Genomic DNA, 24,372 nt, shown 5'->3' with positions numbered 1-24,372 from the left:
TGACAGATTCGAGTACTGATAAATCTCCTTACACTTTCTCGACTACAGTCTGCCCATGCCTGCCCAACTCAAGCGTCGCCTGTTTATTTTCCTGCTAATCGTCCTGCTGATTGCCGGGGGCTTCTTTGCTCAATGGTTCTTCAAGGGACGGTTTTATGAAAGCACCGACAACGCTTATGTCCAGGGTGAAATCACCCGCGTCTCCAGCCAGTTGGGCGCGCGCATTGAAGAAGTACTGGTGCAGGACAACCAGCACGTCGAAAAAGGCCAGTTGCTGATCCGACTTGAAGGCGATGACTTTCATCTCGCCGTCGACCGCGCCAACGCGACTCTCGCCACTCGCGAAGCCGAGCGCCTGCAAGCACAGAGCAAACTGACCCAACAAGCCAGCCTGATTGCCGCCAGCGAAGCTCAGGTCGCTGCCAGCCAAGCCACCCTCGGCCGCTCGCAAATCGATCTGTCCCGTGCGCAAACCCTGCGTAAACCGGGTTATGTCTCGGAAGAACGGGTGACCACCCTCTCCGCCGATACCCACATCGCCCGCTCGCAAGTGGCCAAGGCCCAGGCTGATGCCCAAGGCCAGCGCCAGCAGGTCAACGCCTTGACGGCCGAGATCAAGCGCCTCGATGCGCAAATCGCCAACGCCAAAACCGATCTGGCGCAGGCCCAGCTGAACCTGACCCGCAGCGAGATTCACGCACCGATCAGCGGCCTGATCGGCCAGCGTGCCGCCCGCAATGGCCAATACGTGCAGGCCGGCGCTTACCTGCTGTCGATCGTCCCGGATCAGGACATCTGGATTCAAGCCAACTTCAAGGAAACCCAGATTGGCCACATGCAGCCCGGCCAGAAAGCCGAGCTGACCTTCGATGCCTACAGCGACACGCCGATCGAAGCCCGGGTCGACAGCCTGTTCGCCGCCTCGGGCGCGCAGTTCAGCCTGCTGCCACCGGACAATGCCACCGGCAACTTCACCAAAGTCGTACAACGGATTCCGGTGAAACTGACTTTTGCTGCTGACAATCCGCTGCACGGCAAGATCCGCCCAGGCATGTCGGTCACCGTCAAAGTAAACATCAAAGACCCTGTCGATGGCCGGTGATCAACTGATCCGCCCGGCCGGCGAACCGACCCGGCGGGACTGGATTGCGGTGATGAGCGTGATGCTCGGCGCCTTCATGGCGGTGCTCGACATCCAGATCACCAACGCCTCGCTCAAGGACATTCAAGGCGCGCTGTCAGCGACACTGGAAGAAGGCTCGTGGATTTCCACCTCGTACCTGGTGGCGGAAATCATCATGATCCCGCTCACCGCGTGGCTGGTGCAACTGCTCTCGGCACGACGCCTGGCAGTCTGGGTTTCGCTGGGCTTTCTCGCCGCCTCCCTGCTCTGCTCGATGGCCTGGAGCCTGGAGAGCATGATCGTGTTCCGCGCCTTGCAGGGTTTCACTGGCGGTGCGCTGATCCCGCTGGCGTTCACCCTGACGCTGATCAAACTCCCCGAACACCATCGCGCCAAAGGCATGGCAATGTTCGCCATGACCGCGACCTTCGCGCCCTCCATCGGCCCGACCCTCGGCGGCTGGCTGACGGAAAACTGGGGCTGGAAGTACATCTTCTACATCAACATTCCGCCGGGGCTGATCATGATCGCCGGCCTCATGTATGGCCTGGAGAAAAAAGAAGCCCACTGGGAATTGCTCAAAAGCACCGACTACATGGGCATCCTCACGCTAGGGGTTGGCCTGGGGTGCTTGCAGGTGTTTCTTGAGGAAGGCCATCGCAAGGACTGGCTGGAGTCGAACCTGATCGTGACGCTGGGTTGCATCGCCCTGCTGAGCCTGATCACCTTTGTGATCGTGCAAGTGTCCAAGCCCAATCCGCTGATCAATCTGGGCATCTTGCGCAACCGCAACTTTGGCTTATCGAGTATTTCCAGCCTGGGCATGGGTGTGGGGCTGTACGGCTCGATTTATCTGCTGCCGCTGTATCTGGCGCAGATCCAGAACTACAACGCCTTGCAGATCGGTGAAGTGATCATGTGGATGGGCGTGCCGCAGCTGTTCCTGATTCCGCTGGTGCCGAAACTGATGAAGTTCGTTTCTCCGAAGTGGCTGTGCACGCTCGGTTTTGGCCTGTTTGGCTTGGCAAGCATTCTTTCGGGCGCGCTCAACCCGGATTTCGCCGGACCGCAGTTCAATCAGATCCAGCTCGTCCGGGCGCTGGGCCAGCCGCTGATCATGGTGACCATTTCGCTGATCGCCACCGCCTACATCCTGCCGCAGGATGCAGGCTCCGCTTCGAGCCTGTTCAATATTCTGCGTAACCTCGGCGGCGCGATTGGCATCGCCCTGCTCGCCACGTTGCTGGATGCACGAACCAAGACCTACTTCGATTATTTGCGTGAGTCGATCGTGCCAAGCAACCCGCAGGTGGCTGAGCGCATGGCGAGCATGACCGATCGATTCGGCAGCGAAATGGCCGCGCTGGGAAAACTCAGCGAGATAGCCCATCAGCAAGCCTTGATCATGGCTTACAACGATGCGTTTCACTTTGTCGGGATTGCGCTGGGGGTGAGCATGTTGGCGATCTTGCTGACCAAGGCGTTGCCGCCTGGATTGAAGGCTGGAGAAGCCCATTAAGACCGCGGCGCCCCCATCGCGAGCAGGCTCGCTCCCACATTGGACTGCGCACGCCCGGACAACGCGATCAACTGTGGGAGCGAGCTTGCTCGCGATGGCGGCCTGACAATCACTACAAATCTCAGACGGTCAACAACCGCTCGCGCATCTTGGTGATTTCGTCGCGCGTCTGCGCGGCGGCTTCGAACTCCAGATCGCGGGCGAGCTGGTACATTTTCTCTTCCAGCTGACGAATGCGCTTGGCGATTTCGCTCGGCGAGCGCAGTTCATTTTCGTACCGGGCACTTTCCTCGGCAGCCTTGGCCATACCTTTACGCTTCTTGCTGCGCGAGCCCGGCACGACGGCGCCTTCCATGATATCGGCGACGTCCTTGAACACCCCTTTTGGAGTAATGCCGTTGGCCAGGTTGAACGCGATCTGTTTGTCGCGACGCCGCTCGGTCTCGCCAATCGCCCGCTCCATAGAGCCGGTGATCCGGTCGGCATACAGAATCGCCCGACCGTTGAGGTTACGCGCCGCGCGGCCGATGGTCTGAATCAGCGAGCGTTCGGAGCGCAGGAAGCCCTCCTTGTCCGCATCGAGAATCGCCACCAGCGAGACTTCCGGCATGTCCAGGCCTTCACGCAGCAGGTTGATCCCCACCAACACATCGAAAGTGCCCAGACGCAAATCGCGGATAATCTCGACCCGCTCCACGGTATCAATGTCCGAGTGCAGATAACGCACCCGCACACCGTGGTCGGCAAGGTAGTCGGTCAAGTCTTCGGACATGCGCTTGGTCAACGTAGTGACCAGCACCCGCTCTTCCAGTGCGACACGCTTGGTGATTTCCGAAAGCAAGTCGTCGACCTGGGTCAGCGCCGGACGAATCTCAATTTGCGGATCGACCAGACCGGTCGGCCGCACCAGTTGCTCGATCACTCGACCGGCGTGTTCCGCCTCGTAGTTGCCCGGGGTCGCCGAGACGAAAATCGTCTGTGGACTGATGCTTTCCCATTCATCGAAACGCATCGGCCGGTTGTCCAGTGCCGACGGCAGCCGGAAACCGTATTCGACCAATGTCTCTTTACGCGAACGGTCACCCTTATACATCGCACCAACCTGCGGCACGCTGACGTGGGATTCGTCGATTACCAGCAAGGCATCGGCGGGCAAATAGTCGAACAAGGTGGGCGGCGGCTCACCCGACTCACGGCCCGAGAGGTAGCGCGAGTAGTTTTCGATGCCATTGCAGTAGCCCAGCTCAAGAATCATTTCCAGGTCAAAACGGGTGCGTTGTTCGAGACGTTGGGCTTCCACCAGCTTGTTGTTGGAGCGCAGGTATTCCAGGCGCTCCTGCAGCTCGACCTTGATCCCTTCGATGGCTCCCAGCAGGGTTTCTCGCGGTGTTACATAGTGGCTTTTCGGATAGAAGGTGAAACGCGGCAGCTGGCGAATCACTTCGCCGGTCAACGGATCGAAGGCAGAGATCTTCTCCACTTCATCATCGAAGAGCTCAATACGGATCGCTTCGAAATCGGATTCCGCCGGGTGGATATCAATCACATCGCCACGCACGCGGAAGGTCGCGCGGGCAAAATCCATGTCATTGCGGGTGTATTGCAGGTCGGCCAAACGGCGCAGCAAGGCACGCTGATCGAGCTTGTCGCCACGATCGACGTGCAGCACCATTTTCAGATAGGTTTCCGGACTGCCCAAACCGTAGATGCACGACACCGTGGTGACGATGATTGCGTCCTTGCGTTCCAGCAAGGCTTTGGTCGCCGACAGACGCATCTGCTCGATGTGATCGTTGATCGAGGCGTCTTTCTCAATGAACGTGTCGGACGACGGCACGTAGGCTTCGGGCTGGTAGTAGTCGTAGTAGGAAACGAAGTACTCCACCGCGTTGTTCGGGAAGAACGCCTTGAACTCGCCATATAACTGCGCGGCCAGGGTCTTGTTCGGCGCCAGCACCAGGGTCGGCCGCTGCACCTGGGCGATCACGTTGGCGATGCTGAAGGTCTTGCCCGAACCGGTCACACCGAGCAACGTCTGGTGCGCCAGCCCGGCCTCGATGCCCTCGACCATCAAACGGATGGCTTCCGGCTGATCGCCGGCGGGCTCGAAGCGGGTCACTAGCTGGAATTCAGACATAACGTACCTCTTGGTTCATTCCTGCGCGAGCTGACCGGGCACGAACGATGAAGACCGCTCACGACGAATGTCGCCGGGAAAAATCATGATAACCGTTGATGTGGTGCCGAATACCTCTAGTTTCAAGGCAAACGTCCTACATGCCCCTATGCCATTGACGTGACAATAAGGCGAACGGCCGAAAAATAATCCGAAAAAACCTGCCCGAAAAGCGGAAACGCCTGTCGCCGCGCCCGGTGTTGGCCTCTATACTAGCTCCCCGTTTGTGCACCGCTCTAGTGCATTCGGCTGGAGCGCCACACGTCCCTCCACATTCCATTCAGAGCCGCCGCAATAATGAGCCTCTTCTCCGCTGTCGAAATGGCACCACGCGATCCAATCCTGGGCCTCAACGAAGCATTCAACGCTGACACCCGTACCAACAAGGTCAACCTGGGAGTCGGTGTTTACTGCAACGAGGAGGGGCGAATTCCACTCCTGCGAGCCGTTGTCGAAGCCGAGACGATTCGCGCTGCTCAACATGCTTCCCGTGGCTACCTGCCGATCGACGGTATCGCCGCCTACGACCAGGCCGTGCAAAAGCTGCTGTTCGGTAAAGACTCGCCACTGCTCGCGGCTGGCCGGGTTGTCACCACCCAGTCCGTCGGCGGTACCGGCGCACTGAAAATCGGCGCTGACTTCCTCAAGCAACTGCTGCCGAACGCCGTCGTTGCCATCAGCGACCCAAGCTGGGAAAACCACCGCGCGCTGTTCGAAACCGCCGGCTTCCCGGTTCAGAACTACCGCTACTACGACGCGGCGACTCACGACGTAAACCGCGCAGGCCTGTTGGAAGACCTGAACGCCCTGCCGGCTGGCTCGATCGTCGTACTGCACGCGTGCTGCCATAACCCGACCGGTGTCGACCTGAGCCCGGCGGACTGGAACAACGTGCTGGACGTGGTCAAGGCAAAAAACCTCGTGCCGTTCCTCGACATGGCCTACCAGGGCTTTGGCGACGGCATCGACGAAGACGCCGCTGCCGTGCGCCTGTTCGCCGAATCGGGCCTGGACTTCTTCGTTTCCAGCTCGTTCTCCAAATCGTTCTCGCTGTACGGCGAACGTGTTGGCGCGCTGTCGATCGTCAGCGAATCGAAAGAAGAAAGCGCTCGCGTGCTGTCGCAAGTCAAACGCGTGATCCGCACCAACTACTCCAACCCGCCGACCCACGGCGCAGCCATCGTTGCCGCCGTGCTGAACAGCCCTGAGCTGCGCGCCCAGTGGGAACAGGAACTGGCCGAAATGCGCCTGCGCATTCGCGGCATGCGTACGCAGATGGTCGATCTGCTGGCGAAAAACGCGCCTGACCGCGACTTCAGCTTCGTCGGTCGTCAACGCGGCATGTTCTCGTACTCCGGTCTGACGGTTGAGCAAGTCACCCGTCTGCGCAACGAGTTCGGCATCTACGCCCTGGACACCGGCCGCATCTGCGTGGCCGCGCTGAACCAGAACAACATCGAGGTGGTGACCAAGGCCATCGTTCAGGTGATCTAAGCCACACGCGCGACAGAAAAGGGGAAGCCGTTTGGCTTCCCCTTTTCGTTGATGAACAGATAATAATCAACACTGCGAACGAGCACTCTAAACTGCACACATACCAAATGTGGGAGCGAGCTTGCTCGCGATGCGCCAGATGCCGCAATGAATAGGCTGCCTGGGATGAAGCTATCGCGAGCAAGCTCGCTCCCACACGTACTGCGTATTTCCGATACTTCAGAGAACCGACATGAAAAACGATGATTTACGCGCTGACCGCGATGAAGACCTGGACCACTTCGTGCCACGCAACCAGACCAAACGCAGCAGCGGGCTGGTCTGGCAGGTTGCGTTGGGCGTGTTTCTCGGTGGCCTGGCCCTGTGGCTGGTGCAACTGGCCGCCACGTCGCTGTATGCCAAATTCATGCTCGGCACCTTTACCTTCGGCGGGTAAGGTCGATCAGCCCGCCAGCTCAGTTGAACGCTGACTGGCGGCGTCGTCATACGCCACATACAGCGATTCGGCGACCTGACTTTTGATCGCCTTGGTGCTTTCCAGCCCCAGCACAAACCCTTCGGCCTTGCCGCCAGCGCGATTCAGCTCATCCGCGGTGCTCGCCTGAGTGATTGCATCGAAGAGCTTCTCGGCATGCGGGCCTACGCCTTTGGGCAGGCTGATCTGAGCGATGCTCATACGAACACCTCGCGCAGCAGGGAAACAGTGAACAGTGGTTGGTGAGTCATGTCGCGTACCTTTTCGGCTGAGGGCCGGTAGCGCGTGAAACCACTTCCGGGGGGCCATGGTAGACCCCTGCCACGATTCTGGTAACCGCCAATGGCTGACAACACCCTACTCGCCTCCAGAATCATCACCGCCCAACGGAAAATGTGCCACTTGAGCAATCCAGGCTTGACTTGTCCTTTTTAATCAGTAACATACAGCGCATTCCGCGATAGCTCAGTTGGTAGAGCAAGTGACTGTTAATCACTGGGTCCCTGGTTCGAGTCCAGGTCGTGGAGCCATATAGCAATACCGAAAGCCCCTGAATCGAAAGATTCAGGGGCTTTTTTGTGGCTGATGGAAAATCAAAAGATCGCAGCCTGCGGCAGCGCCTACAGCTATGACTGGGGGATGCGAGGCAGTTCGCGTTTGTGGGCGGTCTTGATGTAGGCGCTTTCGATGATCTGCCGCGTCCGTTGCGACACCGTTTCGCCCATCAGATACGCATCGATTTCCTGGTAACTGCAGCCATACGCAGCCTCATCCAGCTTGCCCGGCGCGAGGTCTTCCAGGTCGGCGGTTGGCGCCTTGCGCACCAGTTGCGTCGGCGCGCCCAGGGCATCGGCCAGCAACCGCACCTGGCTTTTGGTCAACCCGGACAGCGGTGCCAGGTCGCAGGCGCCGTCGCCGAATTTGGTGAAGAAGCCCATCAGCGCTTCCGCGCCATGATCGGTGCCGACCACCAACCCGTTGCTGAAGTTGGCGATGGCGTATTGCGCCAGCATCCGCGCCCGGGCCTTGACGTTGCCTTTGGCAAAGTCGGTGAGTTCGGCCGAAGGTTGCAAACCGTCGATGGCGATATTGGCCATCAGGCCGTCGACACAGTCGGCGATGTTGCTGGTGGTGATCAGGTCCGGCTGGATGAAGTCCAGGGAGGCCTGGGCGTCGCGCTCGTCGGCCTGGGTTTTGTACGGCAGGCGCACGGCGATAAAGCGCGCTTCATGGTCCTCGGCGCGCAGTTGCTCCACCGCCAGCTGGCACAGGCGGCCGGCGGTCAAGGAGTCAACGCCGCCGCTGATACCGAGCACCAGGGCCTTGCAGCCCGACTCGCGCAGCAGCTGTTTAATGAAATCGACACGACGGACGATTTCAGCGGCCTCGCCACCCCGGGTGAGTTGCCGGTCGATGCCCAGTTCCCGGGCGATGCGCTCTTGCTGTTGCATAGTCATATCAGGCTCCCAGCTGTGGATTGATCAGGCTGACGTTGAATACCTGGGCCGCGTACCGCAGGAACGAAGCGTCTTCACAGACGTTCTTGATCGGGTCGTCGGAGAACTTCACCACCGGCTCGCCATGCACCCGCACCAGTTTCATGACGATGCTCAGCGGCTCGACGCCCTCGACATCGCAGGCCAGGCTGGTGCCCATGCCGAAACCGAATTTGGCCTTGCCACGCACGTGGCGCAGGATCGGCAGGCACTTCTCGAAGTTGAGACCGTCGGAGAACATCAGGTCCTTGGTTCTAGGATCGATGCCCAGTTCCTTGTATCGCCCCAGTACCTTGTCGGCCCAGACGATCGGGTCACCGGAGTCCTGACGCAGGCCGTCATAGAGCTTGGCGAAGTACAGATCGAAATCCTTGAGGAAAAAGTCGGTGCTGATGCAGTCGGTGAGCGCGATACCCAGCCTGCCACGGTACTCGCGCACCCAGTTTTCCAACGCGGCGTTCTGGCTCTCGCGCAACCGCCCGAGTTGCTGGTGCACCATTAGCCATTGGTGGGCCATGGTGCCGATCAGCGGCAGATCGAATTCATAAGCCAGGTGAGCGTTGCTGGTACCGACGAACACTCCAGGGAAGTCGCTGCGCATGACGTTGACCACTTCGCGCTGGGCCCTGAACGACAGGCGCCGGCGGGTGGAGAAATCCGAGACCCGGAACTCGGCGAGCTCTTCGCGGCTGGCGTTTTTTTCCAGCCATTCAAACTTCTGGTACAGCGTGCGGGTAACGTCGGCCAACTCGACTTCCGGGTACTTCTCGCGGTTACGCAACTCACTGACCATCGCCAGCACCGGCTGCTCGAACATGATGCAGTGCAACATCGGACCACGGACGCGGATGTGCAGTTGGCCGTCGACTTCCGACACATGGATGTAGCGCAGGTTGAAGCGAAACAGACCGAGGAACTGTTCAAAGTCCGGTGTCAGGTATTCACGGAAACGCTTGTTGAACAGAAACCGCTGCTCACCCTCACGCAACTGCAGGCCGGCGAGCTTCTCCAGCTCATTTCGAATGTCCGGGATCAGGTGCCCGAGCCGCTCTTTCGAGCGCACGATGAACTGGTATTCCACCTCGACGTTCGGGTGCTGGTGCAGGACCGCCTGCATCATGGTGAACGTGTAGTAGTCGGTATCCAGAAGACTCTGGATGACGCCGTTGCTGCAATCGAATGCACTTTCCATGTTTTTTTTCCTTATGCGCTTGCCAGACTGGCGGTTTCTTCGCGGGTCGCGGTAACCGAGATTCCCGCTTGTTGCATGTCTTGGATGGCTTGAGTGGCGCCCTCTTCACTAATGGCCCGGCAGGCAGGCAAGTGGATGATCACCTTGAAACCGGCGGCGGCCAGTTGCAGGGCGGTGGTCTTGACGCAGAAATCCAGCGCCAGACCGCCGACGATGACCTGCTTCACACCCCGGCTGTTCAGGTACTCGATCACGCCGGTGGACAGCTTGCCGTGCAGGTCGTGGTAGCAGGCGCCGTAAGGGTGCAGGTCCGGCTCGACACCCTTCCAGACGAAGTAGTCGTAGTCGTATGGGGTCGGCAATTCGTTCAGCAGGGTGAAGCCTTCGGTGCCAGGGACACAGTGGCTGACCCAGGTGAGGTCGGCGTGTTCGAGGCCGGTCGACTGGAGCATTTGCGAGTGCTCCGCCACCACCCACGGAGCCTGAGCTGTATGAGCGTCCTTGCTGCCGACACGCAGGCTGGCCAGGGTGGCCATGAAGTTCAGTTCGCTGCCGATCTGCTCGCCACCCGCCACGGGCAGCTCATCAGGGCACAGCGGCGTGAAGCTCTTTTGCGCATCGACATCGAAGGAAGCGGTTTTCAGGGTCGGGCTGTTCATGTCGGGTCTCTCCTCTGCATGGATCAAAAAGTACACGTCATGTACTTTCATTGCAATACCTGACCATGGAAATATTTTAACCGGCCACGAACCCGCCTAAACGCCATTGATACGAGGGTCAATGGCGATAGTTTCGTCTGAATGAATTCGGTGATAAGGTACACGTCATGTACCAATAGGGAGATCAGCCATGTTTGAAATAGCCCTCTATGGCGGCGCCTTCAATCCTCCTCATGCCGGGCACGCCCAGGTGATGATCGAGGCCTCACGCCAGGCCAGGCGTCTGCTGGTGGCCCCCAGCTTCAGGCACCCTTACGGCAAGCGAATGACCGACTATGAACTGCGCCTGAACTGGCTGGAGTCGATCGTCGAGCACGTACAGCCCCAGTGCTGCGCCGAAGTGCGTGCCAGCCGGGTCGAGCAGATCGTGGCGCGCGGCGTCGAAGGTCCGATCTACAGCTACACCCTGCTCGCCCATCTCGCCGACAGCCTGGCCATGACCGGTAAACAGATTGCCCTGGTGGTCGGCCAGGATGTGGCGGACCTGTTGCCGACCTTCTATCGCGGCCCGGAGTTGCTGGAGCGCTTTTCCATCATCTGCGTCGAGGAACAGATCCACGTACGCAGCACGGTGGTGCGCGAACGGCTGGCCTTGGGCGAGTCGCTGCCCACCCACTGGATGGCACCTGGCATGGACCCGGTAAACTATGACCTCTACGCTGCCCACGGAAGCTGACATGCCAGACCGCACCCCTCATCCAAGCGCCTACCTGCACACCATCGACCTCTGTGTGCTGCGCTACTGCCGGGAAACCCAGGCGCTGGAAATCCTCCTGAACCGGCGCGAAGCCGAGCCGTTCGCCGGCCATTGGGCGCTGCCCGGGATCGTGGTCAATGGCGGAGTCGAAGACCTCACGCTGAACGATGCCGTGGAGCGTTTGCGCACCTCGAAAAAGGTCGACATGCCACTGGCATGGATCGAGCAGGTCGGCACCGTTGGCGACGCGTTCCGCGATCCGCGCTGCTGGTCGTCGTCGACCTTCTACCTCGCCATCGTCAGCGATGCGGTCCAGCCGGCCGAACACCAGGGATTTTTCCCGCTCAAGGAGGTGGCCGAAGCCTCGACCAGGCTGCCCTTCGATCACAACAGTCTGGTGGCCTCCGTGCAGGAGCGCCTGTTCTCCAAGTCGCTGTACAGCAGCCTGCCGCTGATGTTCCTCGGCAACGAGTTCAGCGCGCCTGAAGCGGTGAGCATTTTCTCCCTGGTGCTTGAGCGACCGGTGCTCAAGACCAGCATCCGCCAGCGTCTGCTGAAGATGATCGAGGCCGGCTACCTGCAAGAGACCGGGCGCAAGAAAAGCGGCGACGGCGGCCGCCCGCAAGCCACGCTGGAAAACCTCAAGCCCGCCAGCCTCTACCTTTTCGATCGCTGCTTTCTGGAGTAATACCGCGCATGAAGCCTGTCACCGAATCCCAGTGCCTGCTGGAAACCCCGTACTTCAAAGTGGTCCGCGAGAACGGCTACTTCATCATCAAGGAAGCCCAGGCCATCAATGGCGTGGTGGCCGTGCCGACCCTGGAAGACGGCCGGTTGATGCTGGTCAACCTCAAGCGCCGGGCCATTGGTGCAATGTCCCTCGAGTTCCCGCGGGGCGCCATCGACAAGGGCGAAACTGCCAGCGAAGCGGCGGCTCGCGAGCTGCTGGAGGAAACGGGTTGGCAGGCGCTGAAGGTCAAGAATTTGGGGTTGCTGCACAGCAACACATCACTGATTGCCAGTGCGGTTGCGGTGTGCCAAGTCTACCTTGACACACAGGCCACCGACGAAACCGATGGTGAGGTAGATGATCTTTTGTTCATCACGCGCCAGGAACTGATGGCAATGATCGTCGCCGGCCAGATCACCGATGGCCACACGCTCTCGGCGGCAATGATGCTGATCGCCAGCGAGGCCGGGCGCCCCTAGCCCCCATGCAAAAAGGGCAGAAGGGATGCGATCCCCTCTGCCCTTCTGTTTATCGGTTGTGAGCGTGCCGTCGGTCAGGCGCCGCTCTGCACAGTGTCGTCAGACATGCTCACTGCTTTTGGCATGCCCCGCATGATGCTCCGACGGACCGTGAGACGAGTCCACCACCACCGGAATCTCATTCCCATCACAGTCATGCAGTTTGCCGTGACTGAAGTAATCCCCTTCACGCAACGCCGCCAGATCCTGGAAGCGCAGGGTCCGTTCGGTGCCGGCGGCGAAGACCGATTGCTGGTCCGAGTTACCGGCGGTGAAGTGGTTGAAGGTCAGGTTGAGCACGATCGCCATGATCGCCGACGAGCTGATGCCGGAATGAAAGATGGTTGCGAACCAGCTTGGGAAGTGATCGTAGAAGTTGGGTGCGGCGATGGGGATCATGCCGAAGCCGATGGAAGTGGCGACGATGATCAGGTTCACGTTGTTGCGGTAATCGACTTTGGACAGGGTACGAATACCACTCGCCGCCACGGTGCCAAACAGCACGATACCGGCACCGCCGAGGACGGAAGTCGGTACTGCGGCAATCACTCGCCCCATCACCGGTAACAGGCCGAGCACCACCAGGAACACCCCGCCCGTGGCCACCACGTAACGGCTCTTGATCCCGGTCACCGCCACCAGCCCGACGTTCTGCGCGAAGGCACTTTGAGTGAAGGAACCGAAGATCGGCGCGATCATGCTCGACAGCATGTCAGCTCGCAGCCCATTACCCAGACGCTTGGAGTCAACCTTGGTGCCGATGATTTCACCGACCGCCAGGATATCCGCAGAGGTTTCCACCAGCGTCACCATGATCACGATACACATCGACAGGATCGCGGCGAAGTGAAAGGTCGGCATGCCGAAGTGGAACGGTGTCGGGAAGCCGAACATCGGCCCTTGAGTGACCGTCGAAAAGTCTGCCATGCCGAGGAATACCGCGATCACTGTACCGATCACCATGGCCAACAGGATCGACAAACGGGAGATCGTGGCGCTGCCGATCTTGCTCAGCATCAGCACCAGTACCAACGTCAATCCCGCCAGACCGATATTCGCCATGCTGCCGAAGCTCTCGGCGTGGCTGTTACCGCCCATGGCCCAGCGTGCCGCCACCGGCATCAGCGTCAGGCCGATGGTGGTGATCACGATGCCGGTGACCAACGGCGGGAAGAACTTGGTAATTCGAGAGAACACCGGCGTGATCAGCAGCCCGATCAGCGAGGCTGCGATCACCGCCCCCAGAATCGACTGAAAACCACCCTCGCCACCGCTACTGACGATCGCCACCATGGTTGCGACGCCCGAGAACGAAACGCCCTGCACCAGCGGCAACTGACAACCGAAAAATGGTAAACCGAGGGTTTGCAGCAATGTCGCCAGCCCCCCAGCAAACAGTGACGCCGCAATCAACAGACCGATGTCGGCCGGAGAAAGCCCGGCCGCCTGGCCGATGATCAGTGGTACCGCAACAATACCGCCATACATGGTCAGAACGTGTTGCAGGCCGTAAGCCATATTCGCGCCGACCCCGAGGTTTTCATCCTCAGGCCGTTGGTGTGAAACAGAGGGCGTTTTCATCGTGGGGGGTTCCCTGGTTTTTTGTTATGCGCACACTGTATTCAATACTCAAGACAAATGTCTATAGAGTTGTATACAGTTTGCCAGCTAGTATTTGCAGGCCCACATCAAAACCTTGAAATAGTTCTTCCCTCGACCCCTCCCTTACGACGACTAACCTTCAAGTCTCTTCAGCGATCAACGGTTCACTCGCTGCCTTTTTTATACATATAAAGTATGCATAATGAAGACGTTCGACATTCAGTACGACGAAGTCAAAAACGCTGCAAACAAAAGGAAGCACAAGGGCATCAGTCTCGCCGACACGGAACCGGTGTTCTACGACAACAACGCCCTGACGCTCCTGGACAACGACCATGATGAGCAACGGTGGATCGTCATGGGTAAGGACGCTGTGGGCCGGGTACTGGTGGTTGTCTACACCTACCGCGATCCGAACTTCGTTCGAATCATTTCCGCTCGCATCGCCACCCACCATGAGCGCCGCCAATACCTGGAGGCTTGAACCATGAAAGAAGAATACGATTTCAGCAGCGCTAAACGCGGGCCGGTTGCTGCCAGCAAAGGCAAGACCCGCATCACCATCATGCTCGACGATGCCGTGATAGAGGCAGCACGCGAACTCGCAGAGAGTGCGGGATATGGCTATCAGACCGTGATCAACAATGCCTTGCGCCAAGCCTTGCTGAACGCAAAAGGTCAGGGTCCGACGCCTGCCTCCGCCATTGACGCAGGCATCAAACACCTGAAGAAGGGAATTACCGCTGCTGAACTGAAATCACTGGAGCAAACGTTGAGTGCGGCAGCCAGTGAAATCAACCGGATGCTCGACGCCGAGCACAGCCCGAAGGCAAAACCCAAAGCGACTCGAACACTGAGCCATGCCTGACGCAGCGTTCAGTCGGGCCTTTCGCTTGAGCTGACCAGCTGCGCCAGAACCTGCCTCAACTGCGGATGCTGCGGCACGCGAATGTCGAACTCACGCTCCAGCACCGCAATCACTTCATCAGCATTCGTGAGCTGCCGGCGTTCGCTCTCCTGGCCCATCCGGTGAATCGCATAACTGCCGTTGTTGAGCGTTCGACGCATCCCGGGGCCGGTGCGTGCCACCTTCAATTGCCCCCGAAACGGAGAGTCGGGGTGGGTCGAGACATACCAATTGCCGATCTGATAGTCGATGTCTGACTGAACCTGCAGATCGAACACATACATCGGCCGCCACTCGTCCGCGACCTTCGCACGCAAAGCGTAGCTGCTGTCCTTGCGAACGATGCGGTACGGCTCATGGCCGGTCGGCTGCTCCTCTTCAGTATCAAGGCGCAGCGGCGCCGTCGGCACCATGCCGCCAAAGCCGACATCCGTGATGTAACGAACCCCGTCCAGGGTGACCAGGCTCAAGCGGTGAGTGCGAGCGGTCAACGCGTCTTCAGGACCGCCTATCACCACCCGCCCGGTGATCCCTCGGGCTTCGAACCCCAGTTGCTGAAGCAGGGCAAGGAACATATTGTTGAGTTCGTAACAGTAACCGCCTCGCCCCTCGTGCAGGACTTTGCGCTCGACCGAAGGCAGGTCGATAGGCACCGGAACCCACAGCATCGTCGACAGGGTTTCAAAAGGGAACGTTGCGGTATGACGCGACTGCAACTCGCGAAGGGTGTCGAGTGTGGCCGACGGCGGTGCGTCGTAGCCGAGGCGCTTTAGATAGAGGTCAACATTCGATAGTTCAGTCTGAATCATCAATGACTCCTTGTTCAGGACACGTGCGCCATCACTAAACGGGTGGCAGTAGCCAGAACATCACGCCGCGCTTCTGCGTCTTTCTGATGCTGGGTGAAGTAAACCGCGAGTACTACGGGCGCGCCCGTCTGTGGCCAAAGCACCGCCACATCGTTCGTGGTGCCGTAGTCGCCGCTACCGGTTTTATCGCCGACGACCCAACCCTTCGGCGTGCCGGCCCGAATGCTCGCATCGCCGGTGGTATTGCCCTTGAGCCAGATCGCCAACTGCTCACGCTGCGCCGTTGCCAACGCGTCACCCAGCACGACTTTCTGCACACTGGCGGCCATCGCGGCGGGTGTGGTGGTGTCACGCGGATCATCAGGAATGGCGGTGTTCAACTCTGGTTCCTTGCGATCAAGTCGGAACTCCGGATCACCCAGGCCTTTGGCGAACTGGTTAACCGCTGCCACTCCACCTAACTCCTTGATCAACAAGTTGGCGGCGGTGTTATCACTGTATTGCAACGTGGCGGCGCACAACTGCGCAACGCTCATACCCTGTTTCAAGTTCTGTTTGGCAATGGGCGCGTAAGACAGCAAGTCGGCTTCGCCATAGGCGATATGTTTGTCGAGCACCCCAGGCTCCGCCATGCTTTTGTGCAACACCGCTGCGGCCAGCATCAACTTGAAAGTACTGCAGAACGGAAAACGCTCCCCGCCCCGATACTGAATGTCGTGGCCATTGGCAGTGTTGATCAATGCAACGCCCAGCCGACCTTTTGCGCTGCTCTCCAACTCGGCGAGTTGTTTGTAAAGCTCGGCCAGTGATTTATCCGGGGCTGAAGCGTTTGCCCAGGCCGGGCACACCAGAGTGATCAACGGCAGCGTAAGTCCTGCCTTCAACAATGAACGTCGCGTGGGTGAATACTTCATGCCGTACCTCGTAAACAATAAAAATGTCAGGCGGACTCAATCTACAACCGATGCCCTGCCCCTCAGCAAACTTCTGAACACACAGCCGTGTCGGGAGTGCCGTCCATCGACAACACCATCGTGCGGTTTCGACCAAAATTTTTGGCCTGATACATCGCTGCGTCCGCCCGCTCAATGAACACTTCGATGCTGTCCCCGTCGCTGGGTACAAACGCATAACAGCCCAGACTCACCGTCAGGTTCCCCGACGGCGCGCCGGAATGGATGATGTGACTGTCCTTGACGCTGTGACGGATCTGCTCGGCGATCGCAAAGGCGCCGCGAATGTCAGTGTCGGGCAGCAGCACCGCGAACTCTTCACCGCCGTAACGCACCGCCAGATCGGACTTGCGCTGACAACAACCTTTCACCACACGCGCCACTTCCGCCAGGCACTGATCCCCCGCCACGTGACCGTAGGTGTCGTTGTAACGTTTGAAGAAATCGATATCGAGCATGATCAGGCTCAACGAACGCTGTTGACGGGCACCCCGTGCAAACTCGATGTCGAGCGCTCGTTCAAACAGCCGACGATTCGCCAACCCGGTCAGACTGTCGTGAGTCGCGATGACTTCCAGGCGCTCTTGCGCGGTACGCAAGTCCGCCTCGATGAGTTCACCGTTGCGAACCTGCAGTACAAACACCCAGCCGAACAGGCCAACGCCGAGCACCACCAGGGCAACGATGACACTGGATTGATAGGCGCTGGCGTACCAACCCCGAAGAATCACCTCTTCGGGTGTCGCCGCCGTAACCACCAGTGGATAAGCGTCCAATTGACGATAGCCATACAGCCGAACCACGCCGTCCACCACCGAACGGATCATCACATTCCCGGAACGGGCATGGGGCAGGTACTTCTGGAAAATATCCCCGTGCATCAGGGACTCGCCTATTCGCGCCTCCTCAAACGGTCGCCTGGCCAGCAACGTCCCGTCCGCCAACACCAGAGACATCGCGCCATTGTCATCGAGGCTGAAGCTTTTGAAGAACTGATCGAAGTACGCCAGCTTGATCCCGGCCATCAATACGCCCTGGAACTCGCCGTTCCGGTCGTTCACCCGCCGGGAAATCGGAATGATCCACTCGCCGTTCTGCCGGCTACGAATCGCCGGCCCGATGTGCGCAAGCAACGAAGGGTTTTGCTGATGGAACGTGAAGTAGTCGCGATCAGTCACCCCCCCATCACGCGGCAAATCATCAAACGACGTCACCACCCACTGGCCATTTTTATCGAACAGAAACAGACCGTGTAACTGCTCAAGCGCCTGCACCCGCCGCGCAAAGGTCCGCTGCAACCGCGGGTTTTGAAAAACGCCAAAACCGTCCGCCTGAATCCAGTCGACCAGGCTGGTCATCACCAGGTCCGCACTCAAAAACGTGTCCTGCGCCTGCTGCGCCATCGCCCGCGTCAGGTTCGCCGAAGCCACCTCGGCCAGCGACAAATCATGACGCCGGGACTGCTCCAGTTGCAGGTAAAGCAAGCCACACAAACACAGGCAAACCGCCGCAACAAACATCACCGCGGCTTTGCGCAGAGGCAAGCGTTTAAGAGGGCCGCCGGGGGCGTAATGAGGATCGTGAATGGGGGTAGGCAAAAGCGTCATCCTTGAAGGGTAAGGCATGAGCAATAGCCCAATTCCCTTAGTGCCGGGGAGCTTAGCTTACGGGGGTGATGAGGGGCAAATAGCGGCGCGAGTCATAAATTCGCGGCCCTTTCTCCTGTATTGTTCAATGGATTCGTCGATGCTCATTTGAAACATCAATGCTCCCCACCGATACAGCCCTGTGAACGTCCACACCCAATGAAATACAAAGACAGCACCGCATCGCTGGACACCGCCAGAAAGATTCTCAAGGTGAACCACGCCGGAGAATTTGGCGCCATCAACATTTACCGATCGCAGATCTTTGTATCCCGACTGCTGCGCAGGGACTACGTGCCCCTTCTGGAAAGCTTCATGGAAGACGAAAAACGTCACATGAACCGGTTCTGGGAAGAGATACAGCGCCGCAACGGCATCAAGTGCAAGAGCTACTGGCTCTGCGGCGCCGGGGGCTGGTTCATGGGTTTTATCTCGGCGTTACTGGGAAAAAGCGGCGTCATGGCCTGCACTTGGGCCGTGGAGTCGGTGGTGGTGGGCCATCTGAAAAACCAGCTCTCCTACCTTGAAAGCCGGAACGATTCGGCGGCCTGGGAAACGGTCCAGTCGATCCTGGAAGATGAGGAAAACCACCGCGATACCGGCCGAATCGAAGGCGGCAGCGCGCTGCTGTATGGACCGTTCCGGTGGATGATCAGTTTGTTTACAGAGGGTGTTATTCGGTTTGGGATGCGGTAAAACAGGGGCACCCTAAAACCGCCCACACAAGCCAATCCAAGGAGGAAACGCATGAAAGCTCTGAACAACCCGACAACCATCGACACCGTTGTGTTCGACCTCGGCAATGTCCTGATTCGCTGGAACCCAAGAAACCTTTACCGAAAAATCTTCGGTAATGACGTACAGGCCATGGAGACCTTTCTTTCAGAGGTGTGCCCTCCCGAGTGGAACGAGCGCCAGGATGCAGGCCGGTCGTGGCAGGAAGGGATTGAGGAAGCCATCGCGCGGCATCCGTCACAAGAGGCGCTGATTCGTGCATACCACGAGCGCTGGGAGGAGACACTCGGCGGCGTGCTGGAAGAAACCGTGCTGATCCTCGATGAACTGCACGCCAAGGGTATCCGCTTGCTGGCCCTGACCAACTGGTCCGCCGAAACCTTCCCGATTGCCCTTGAGCGCTTTCCCTTTTTGCACACTTTCGAGGGAATCCTCGTGTCCGGCGAAGAAGGCATCATCAAGCCCGACCCGGCGATCTTCCAACTGCTGAAATCTCGCTATCAGTTCGAAGGCCACCATGCGGTGTTTATCGATGATCACGCGCCGAACATCGTAGGTGCACGCCGGGAAGGTTTCACTGCGCTGCAGTTCACCAGTGCGGCACAGCTGCGCAAAGACTTGGTGGCATTGGGTTTGCCTGTGCAGGCCCTGAGTGAGCCGGCATAACGAACCGACAGGCAACACATTATCAGCGCAACGAACACACAAAAATGGGCGACTTCGGTTAATGCCTGTCAGTTAAGGTGCGGAACCTGTGGGAGCGGGCTTGCTCGCGAAGGCGGTGTGCCCGGCAACATTAATGTTGACTGGTACTCCCTCTTCGCGAGCAAGCCCGCTCCCACATGGATTTCGCTTAACTGACAGGCATTAACCGACGTCGCCCATTTTTTATGCCGATAAAACGCTCATGCTCCCCATCATCGCATTGGCGGAACCCGAATATCCCCCGCACGACACTGACTCTTCACGCCCTTGCCACAAGACCCGAACGACAAGTCCTTACCGAGGCACACGCGCACTTCCGACAGCTCAGGTCCGTTGCAGACAATCGCAATACCATCCTCCGGAATTCCGGGATTGCTCTGACGGAACATCTGCGCAATTTCCTGCGCCGGGAAGTAGATCTCGGTGCTCAAGGGTTTCAGCTTGTCCGGGATCTTCACCGCGCCAACCGCCTTGTCCGCCACATCCAGATAACCCGAAGCGCCGAGGCCGCTGCAAGTACCGTGTTTGGACCATTCATGCTGAAGCAGTTTTGGTGTCACAAACAGCGTCAGCCCTTGTTTCTGCTCCGCTGGCGACAAAGGCACCATCGGCGGACACGACTCCGGCCAACCGCCCTTGGCATACTGCGGCCAGAGACCGTGGAGCACAAAGCCGTAGCCTTTGCCCGAGCATTGCGGGTTGTTCTGATGAGTCAGGCAAAACGTCGGTGACCAGGACAGCGTCAGCAAGTAGTAATCAAACACCCCTGCCACCGATTCGGTCTGCTGTTTATCGCGATGGGACCGAGCGTCGCTCATGCCGACGCTGCCAATCGTCAGCGCAAACAGCGCGACCAGTGCATACAGTTTTTTCATTAACCCTCTCCTTTGGGACAGATCGGTTGATCTTTCTCAGCGTGGTGAACCTGTCATTGCAGCGGATTCTAGCTGGCCGTCACTCAACCGGGTGAAGTACCTTGAAGTGGCTACGCTTACACTGACGTCACGATAGGACATCGAAATGAGTAAGGCAGATGAGCTCGCCGCAAAACTGAAGCAAAAACAGCAAACCCGCGCTGACGCTGAAGCCTGCGCAGATACGGCGATTGAGCATTGGCCGATACAGGTCTATGAGATGTACCACCAGCTTGAGACATGGCTGGAGCCACTGACTGAAGCCGGCTTGAACATTCGCCGAGTCCCCACACACGTTATCGAAAACCTCCCTTCCGGCGAGACCTTCAACTACGCCATCGACAAACTGCTGATCGAGGGCAACCACAACAGCATCACCCTCGACCCCATTGCTCGCTTCATCATTGGTGGCATGGGCCGTGTCGATGTCCTCGCCAAAGGCAAAGAGCTGTATTTGCGCCGAACCGAGACCGAACACGGTGAAGCGCAGTGGCAGATCCAGAGCATTTCGCGCAATGGACAACCACAGCCAAATCCGGTGGAGCTTGATGAGGACAACTTCCTCTCGGTGATACAGGAAGGCTTGGAGCTCTAAAGCCAAGAGCAACGCGGGGAAGGAGCGTGGTGTATCACCCTTCCCTGCCAATCCCGAAAAAATGCTCGATATAAACAAGAGGCGGCCGCAATGGTCGTCCCTACACACTATCTACAACTTCTGTAACACTTTAATTATTCACGCCCCGCCTCCGATCACATTCTTTTACATCTGAGGTACACATTCCTAACAATTGCATTCCTTTCGTTGATTAGCATGGACAAACCTTATGCGAATTCAGGGACGTCGCTATTCCAACGGATGCCTTATGAAGGAAAGCAAATGCCTACTGAACAAATCATCATCTTTGTTGCCGTTACAATCATTGGCCTTGTTTGGGCTGCCAGAAGAGATTTAAAAAATCGGAAAAAAGAGCAGGCCATGAAAGACGCTAACGAGAGCGCCGACTGACTGCCAGTTATTTTCCGAGATAAGTGAACAGATATATTTGATCACTTCAAAAACCCAATCTACCCCGCTGACTGCGCCGACAGATATCTACGCAAAGTTGAAACACGGAAAAGGGCTATGCCCGTAGCAGCTGCCGAGCCCGCGAGGCTGCGTTCGAGGACGAAGTCCTCGCAAATCCTGCATACGCAGTTTGCTTGAAGGAACGCATTGCCTGATTTACAACCGCCTCATCCGAACACAACCCGAGCCTGACGCAGGCTCGACAGCTACTACAGGAAAGGACACCCAACCAAAGGGGCGACCTCACGATCGCCCCTTTGTTTACCGCTGCAATCGCCGCCCGATCACATCCATCACATCACACCCATCGCGCAGCGGAATCGCCAACACCCGCGCGAAGTCCTGCAACAGCAATGCATCACGACCGATCCCCTCGCCCAGGGAAAGCGTTTCCAGCAATTGCGTCACGCTGCGAATACGGTACGCCGCCGTGTCGTGCAGCACATCGACCGGCGCTTCGGTATCAATCAGCAGCGACGGAATTGTGCAATCAATGCCAGTGATCGGCATGTATCGAGCCATGGCAGAACCTCCAATGAATGAACCAGCGTGAGCACTCAGTGACGAGCCGCGGACGAAACCCCGGAGGCCGCATCCGGCGTGTCGAAGTGCTCCAGCGCTCGGTTCACCAGCAACTCGCTGAGTACAACCAACTGCTGCATCGCCAACGCCACATGACGGCGCGAACCTTCGAGCTCGAAGGCCAGGTCGGTGGTCATGGCGTTTAGGGACGCTAGGGTTTCGGAGGTATGGATTAGCAAGGTTTCGGTGTCGATGTTTGGGGCGATGGTGAAGATGTGGGTGGTAGGGTCGGAAACGGCTGGGGTTTCGGGGGGATTGGGGGTGATCTTTTTCATGAGTGAAGCTCCTTTAGCAATTCAGTGAACTACCAATCTCACTTCCACATGAGGGTGGCAGCTGTACGCAGGTGTGGAAGACCGGGGCTAAAGGAACCCGGCGCACTCGGGAGTGCCCCGCGCACAGCCGCCATAACACGACAATGTTGGCATAAAAAACGCCGACATGTGTTTATGGGCGCTTGGGCGCCTTTAGCTATAGAACGGACTTCCACATCCGGCCGCTGATTTTGCAGCGACGGGGAAAGGTTATCTGGTGAGGAGGCTGGCGGCAAAGCGGCTAGAACCGATGCGGGTTGCGGGAAATATCCGATGCTGATGTGGTGTTTTGGAAGCTGGATTCAATTGTGAAAAATTGCCCTGTTGCTTCGCCGTCGCCCCGATGATGGATTGGGCGTAGTACCCCACTTCCCCCCCGGCCTGACTGGCTAATCCCTCGAAAACACATTGCTTTGTAGCAATTTTTAAGCATGCCGCGATTACTGCCCACCAAGGGCACTACCGGTACTATGCTTGTTCTTTTTTCGAAAGGAGTCGATGCCATGTCAGACGAGTATTCGTTATCGGATTTGCTGGAAAGAATCTACGACAACCAGCTGGCCTTGGAAGCGGCCGTGATGGAATTGACGCTGTGGGTGGAGCAGCGGAATTCGGTGGAGGTAGGTAAAAATGTGCGCGGATCCCTGCATGCGATTGGGGAAAACGCAGGCTATATTAAGCAAGGACTTGCCAGGCTAAAGCAGATGAATACGAATTAGCATCTTGTACTGATTGCCAGGACGAGCAAGGATCGCATTGATCCGCGCAAGGCAAAATTCTAGTCAGCATGCCGCTAAAGGGATGAAACTATGAAGCTTAAGCGAGAAGCGCGGACACTAAAAAGCAAAGGTATTGCATCGTTACGGCGTGGCCTGGAGGTATTCAATAGCCACGACGACCAAGGTCGTACCGAATCCGTACTTCTACACTTGCAGCACTGCAGTGAGATGCTTGTTAAAGCTTTGCTGATTCAAAAATCTCAACCGGTGTTCGAAAAAGAAAAAGGCATTTCTATTGGGCTTGAGAAGGCCTTGAATGTGGCGACATCCAACGGATATATGAATGCATCCCAAGCAGGAACAGTTAGAACTATTGATGCGATGCGCGATGCGGCCCAACACTGAATGATTGTTGTATCTGAAGAGGTACTGTATTTAAATGCACGAGCCCTAATCACAACTATCGACGAACTTCTAAAGCTGCATTTCGGAGACTCTCTTGCGAGCAATCTACCGCTGAGAGTTCTCCCCCTTTCGACTCAACCATTGAGAGAGTTTGAGCTGCTGATCGATAACGAATACACACAAATTGCAGAGCTTCTTGCTCCAAATAAAAGAGCGCGAGACGAAGCTCGCGGAAGAATCAGAGCCCTTCTTGCAATGGAGGGGCATGTCACTGAGCAAATCGCAGTATCAGAGCGAGATATTGATCGTATTGAAAGAGCTATAAAAAATGGCACTGAAGTCTCAGAAATTTTTCCTAGATTGATGACTCTTGCAAGCGACGTGACAGGTGAGGGATTAACCGTCAAAGTTCATTTTAGCAAGAAAGAGGGAGCACCTGTTCGCTTCATATCAGGCGACGACCCTGGAGCGGCAGGGGCAATCCGCGAGGTTGATCTTCAGAAAAAATATCACTTAAGTCCACAACAACTATCTGAAAAATTAGAGATTACCCCGCCTCGCTGTAAAGCCCTTAGGGATCACCTTGCGATCGATGAAGACGCTTCCAATGTGATGGTCTTTGAGTTTGGCAGTCAACGGCATCCACGATACTCCGATAACGCACTACGCCTGCTCCACGCGGGCAACACGCCCGAAACATTGCACCTCGCTTGGGCGAACAGGAACGCTAGGAAGGTAGCACCAGAGTGAGTAGTTACCATTTCATTGATCGGCTACTCATTGAGTCTAGCAGGGATAGGGATTCGAACCCCTTCCGCCCCCACGCCACACCGCCCGAGGCCACTGAAACTTGGAAAAAACCTTCGCTTGTAAGGC

The 24,372-nt window shown here is 57.7% G+C and carries 28 protein-coding genes and 1 tRNA gene; 17 read left to right on the top strand and 12 right to left on the bottom strand.

The genetic code is table 11. The features are described from left to right. Positions 1-55: 55 nt before the first annotated feature. Positions 56-1,102 (top strand): HlyD family secretion protein, encoded by a 1,047-nt coding sequence (locus AC1RKH_RS09845; protein WP_493061603.1) that lies wholly within the window; start codon positions 56-58, stop codon positions 1,100-1,102. Further along, the gene (locus tag AC1RKH_RS09840; RefSeq protein ID WP_493061602.1) at positions 1,092-2,642 is read left to right on the top strand and encodes an MDR family MFS transporter; all 1,551 of its coding nucleotides are present in this window, start codon (positions 1,092-1,094) and stop codon (positions 2,640-2,642) included. The genes AC1RKH_RS09845 and AC1RKH_RS09840 overlap by 11 nt, the downstream gene beginning before the upstream one ends. Positions 2,643-2,763: 121 nt before the next feature. Here the strand turns inward: AC1RKH_RS09840 and uvrB are convergent, their stop codons facing one another. After that, positions 2,764-4,779: an excinuclease ABC subunit UvrB gene (gene uvrB, locus AC1RKH_RS09835; RefSeq protein WP_123584749.1), complete on the bottom strand. Its 2,016-nt coding sequence runs from the start codon at positions 4,777-4,779 to the stop codon at positions 2,764-2,766. A gap of 336 nt (positions 4,780-5,115) precedes the next feature. Here uvrB and AC1RKH_RS09830 point away from each other — a divergent pair, with 336 nt between their 5' ends. Beyond that, positions 5,116-6,312 carry an amino acid aminotransferase gene (locus tag AC1RKH_RS09830; protein WP_493061601.1) on the top strand — a complete coding sequence of 399 codons (1,197 nt, stop codon included), beginning with the start codon at positions 5,116-5,118 and terminating at the stop codon, positions 6,310-6,312. A gap of 232 nt (positions 6,313-6,544) precedes the next feature. Continuing rightward, entirely contained in the window at positions 6,545-6,748 is a 204-nt protein-coding gene (locus AC1RKH_RS09825) for a hypothetical protein (protein ID WP_123425711.1), read from the top strand. 6 nt (positions 6,749-6,754) lie between these two features. Here AC1RKH_RS09825 and AC1RKH_RS09820 read toward each other — a convergent pair whose 3' ends face one another. Then, complete coding sequence (locus tag AC1RKH_RS09820) at positions 6,755-6,988, bottom strand: hypothetical protein (RefSeq protein ID WP_019692692.1); 234 nt, start codon at positions 6,986-6,988, stop codon at positions 6,755-6,757. Positions 6,989-7,241: 253 nt separating this feature from the next. Between AC1RKH_RS09820 and AC1RKH_RS09815 the strand changes: the two genes are divergently transcribed. After that, positions 7,242-7,317: transfer RNA gene (locus AC1RKH_RS09815), tRNA-Asn, on the top strand. A gap of 96 nt (positions 7,318-7,413) precedes the next feature. On the opposite strand, the gene nadE is transcribed toward AC1RKH_RS09815, so the two are convergent. The 3 genes from nadE to AC1RKH_RS09800 are packed head-to-tail and all read right to left on the bottom strand — an operon-like array spanning position 7,414 to position 10,134. Continuing rightward, entirely contained in the window at positions 7,414-8,244 is an 831-nt protein-coding gene (nadE, locus tag AC1RKH_RS09810) for an NAD(+) synthase (RefSeq protein ID WP_493061600.1), read from the bottom strand. A gap of 1 nt (position 8,245) precedes the next feature. Continuing rightward, positions 8,246-9,475, bottom strand: coding sequence for a nicotinate phosphoribosyltransferase (gene pncB, locus AC1RKH_RS09805; protein WP_493061599.1), 1,230 nt, complete (start codon positions 9,473-9,475; stop codon positions 8,246-8,248). Positions 9,476-9,486: 11 nt separating this feature from the next. Continuing rightward, a complete protein-coding gene (locus AC1RKH_RS09800; RefSeq protein WP_493061598.1) occupies positions 9,487-10,134 on the bottom strand; it encodes an isochorismatase family protein in 648 nt (215 codons plus the stop codon). A gap of 190 nt (positions 10,135-10,324) precedes the next feature. Here AC1RKH_RS09800 and AC1RKH_RS09795 point away from each other — a divergent pair, with 190 nt between their 5' ends. From AC1RKH_RS09795 to AC1RKH_RS09785, 3 genes are read left to right on the top strand one after another with little or no spacing between them, the layout of a single operon-like run. Further along, positions 10,325-10,870 carry an adenylyltransferase/cytidyltransferase family protein gene (locus AC1RKH_RS09795; protein ID WP_493061597.1) on the top strand — a complete coding sequence of 182 codons (546 nt, stop codon included), beginning with the start codon at positions 10,325-10,327 and terminating at the stop codon, positions 10,868-10,870. 1 nt (position 10,871) lies between these two features. After that, a complete protein-coding gene (locus AC1RKH_RS09790) occupies positions 10,872-11,579 on the top strand; it encodes an NUDIX hydrolase (RefSeq protein ID WP_493061596.1) in 708 nt (235 codons plus the stop codon). A gap of 8 nt (positions 11,580-11,587) precedes the next feature. After that, a complete protein-coding gene (locus AC1RKH_RS09785) occupies positions 11,588-12,100 on the top strand; it encodes an NUDIX hydrolase (RefSeq protein WP_493061595.1) in 513 nt (170 codons plus the stop codon). Between the two features lie 99 nt (positions 12,101-12,199). On the opposite strand, the gene AC1RKH_RS09780 is transcribed toward AC1RKH_RS09785, so the two are convergent. Then, complete coding sequence (locus AC1RKH_RS09780; protein ID WP_493061594.1) at positions 12,200-13,720, bottom strand: nucleobase:cation symporter-2 family protein; 1,521 nt, start codon at positions 13,718-13,720, stop codon at positions 12,200-12,202. A gap of 223 nt (positions 13,721-13,943) precedes the next feature. Between AC1RKH_RS09780 and AC1RKH_RS09775 the strand changes: the two genes are divergently transcribed. Together AC1RKH_RS09775 and AC1RKH_RS09770 are read left to right on the top strand one after the other, a co-directional pair. Further along, positions 13,944-14,225, top strand: coding sequence for a BrnT family toxin (locus AC1RKH_RS09775; RefSeq protein ID WP_493061593.1), 282 nt, complete (start codon positions 13,944-13,946; stop codon positions 14,223-14,225). 3 nt (positions 14,226-14,228) lie between these two features. Continuing rightward, a complete protein-coding gene (locus AC1RKH_RS09770) occupies positions 14,229-14,609 on the top strand; it encodes a BrnA antitoxin family protein (protein WP_493061592.1) in 381 nt (126 codons plus the stop codon). Between the two features lie 8 nt (positions 14,610-14,617). Here the strand turns inward: AC1RKH_RS09770 and AC1RKH_RS09765 are convergent, their stop codons facing one another. The 3 genes from AC1RKH_RS09765 to AC1RKH_RS09755 all read right to left on the bottom strand — a co-directional run bounded on the left by AC1RKH_RS09765 (position 14,618) and on the right by AC1RKH_RS09755 (position 18,008). After that, a complete protein-coding gene (locus tag AC1RKH_RS09765; protein ID WP_493061591.1) occupies positions 14,618-15,457 on the bottom strand; it encodes an arylamine N-acetyltransferase family protein in 840 nt (279 codons plus the stop codon). Positions 15,458-15,471: 14 nt separating this feature from the next. Beyond that, complete coding sequence (gene bla / locus AC1RKH_RS09760) at positions 15,472-16,371, bottom strand: class A beta-lactamase (protein WP_493061590.1); 900 nt, start codon at positions 16,369-16,371, stop codon at positions 15,472-15,474. Positions 16,372-16,433: 62 nt separating this feature from the next. After that, on the bottom strand, positions 16,434-18,008 hold the full coding sequence (locus AC1RKH_RS09755) for a sensor domain-containing diguanylate cyclase (RefSeq protein ID WP_493061589.1): 1,575 nt from the start codon (positions 18,006-18,008) through the stop codon (positions 16,434-16,436). Positions 18,009-18,215: 207 nt separating this feature from the next. Here AC1RKH_RS09755 and AC1RKH_RS09750 point away from each other — a divergent pair, with 207 nt between their 5' ends. Further along, positions 18,216-18,752 (top strand): demethoxyubiquinone hydroxylase family protein, encoded by a 537-nt coding sequence (locus AC1RKH_RS09750; protein ID WP_493061588.1) that lies wholly within the window; start codon positions 18,216-18,218, stop codon positions 18,750-18,752. 51 nt (positions 18,753-18,803) lie between these two features. Continuing rightward, the gene (locus tag AC1RKH_RS09745; RefSeq protein WP_493061587.1) at positions 18,804-19,457 is read left to right on the top strand and encodes an HAD family hydrolase; all 654 of its coding nucleotides are present in this window, start codon (positions 18,804-18,806) and stop codon (positions 19,455-19,457) included. A 251-nt stretch (positions 19,458-19,708) separates the two neighbouring features. Here AC1RKH_RS09745 and AC1RKH_RS09740 read toward each other — a convergent pair whose 3' ends face one another. Continuing rightward, positions 19,709-20,371 carry a ribonuclease T2 family protein gene (locus AC1RKH_RS09740; RefSeq protein WP_123425704.1) on the bottom strand — a complete coding sequence of 221 codons (663 nt, stop codon included), beginning with the start codon at positions 20,369-20,371 and terminating at the stop codon, positions 19,709-19,711. A 145-nt stretch (positions 20,372-20,516) separates the two neighbouring features. Here AC1RKH_RS09740 and AC1RKH_RS09735 point away from each other — a divergent pair, with 145 nt between their 5' ends. Together AC1RKH_RS09735 and AC1RKH_RS09730 are read left to right on the top strand one after the other, a co-directional pair. Next, positions 20,517-21,005 carry a hypothetical protein gene (locus AC1RKH_RS09735; RefSeq protein ID WP_493061586.1) on the top strand — a complete coding sequence of 163 codons (489 nt, stop codon included), beginning with the start codon at positions 20,517-20,519 and terminating at the stop codon, positions 21,003-21,005. Between the two features lie 282 nt (positions 21,006-21,287). Next, positions 21,288-21,416 (top strand): hypothetical protein, encoded by a 129-nt coding sequence (locus AC1RKH_RS09730; protein ID WP_401119316.1) that lies wholly within the window; start codon positions 21,288-21,290, stop codon positions 21,414-21,416. A 321-nt stretch (positions 21,417-21,737) separates the two neighbouring features. On the opposite strand, the gene AC1RKH_RS09725 is transcribed toward AC1RKH_RS09730, so the two are convergent. Together AC1RKH_RS09725 and AC1RKH_RS09720 are read right to left on the bottom strand one after the other, a co-directional pair. Beyond that, entirely contained in the window at positions 21,738-21,998 is a 261-nt protein-coding gene (locus AC1RKH_RS09725; protein ID WP_493061585.1) for a hypothetical protein, read from the bottom strand. A gap of 35 nt (positions 21,999-22,033) precedes the next feature. After that, positions 22,034-22,333, bottom strand: a complete 300-nt coding sequence (locus AC1RKH_RS09720) for a DUF6124 family protein (protein WP_493061584.1) — start codon at positions 22,331-22,333, stop codon at positions 22,034-22,036. Positions 22,334-22,875: 542 nt separating this feature from the next. Between AC1RKH_RS09720 and AC1RKH_RS09715 the strand changes: the two genes are divergently transcribed. The 3 genes from AC1RKH_RS09715 (at position 22,876) to AC1RKH_RS09705 (ending at position 24,246) form a co-directional block, all read left to right on the top strand. Beyond that, positions 22,876-23,091, top strand: a complete 216-nt coding sequence (locus tag AC1RKH_RS09715; RefSeq protein ID WP_493061583.1) for a hypothetical protein — start codon at positions 22,876-22,878, stop codon at positions 23,089-23,091. Between the two features lie 90 nt (positions 23,092-23,181). After that, positions 23,182-23,496, top strand: coding sequence for a hypothetical protein (locus AC1RKH_RS09710; protein WP_493061582.1), 315 nt, complete (start codon positions 23,182-23,184; stop codon positions 23,494-23,496). Beyond that, entirely contained in the window at positions 23,497-24,246 is a 750-nt protein-coding gene (locus AC1RKH_RS09705) for a DUF8611 domain-containing protein (RefSeq protein ID WP_493061581.1), read from the top strand. It begins immediately after the preceding gene. The last annotated feature ends 126 nt before the right edge of the window (positions 24,247-24,372 follow it).

The sequence above is a fragment of the Pseudomonas sp. GW822-FHT06B12 genome (genome assembly GCF_058799675.1).
The sequence above is the reverse complement of the archived record's forward strand: the minus strand, read 5'-3'. Positions and strand labels throughout refer to the sequence as shown.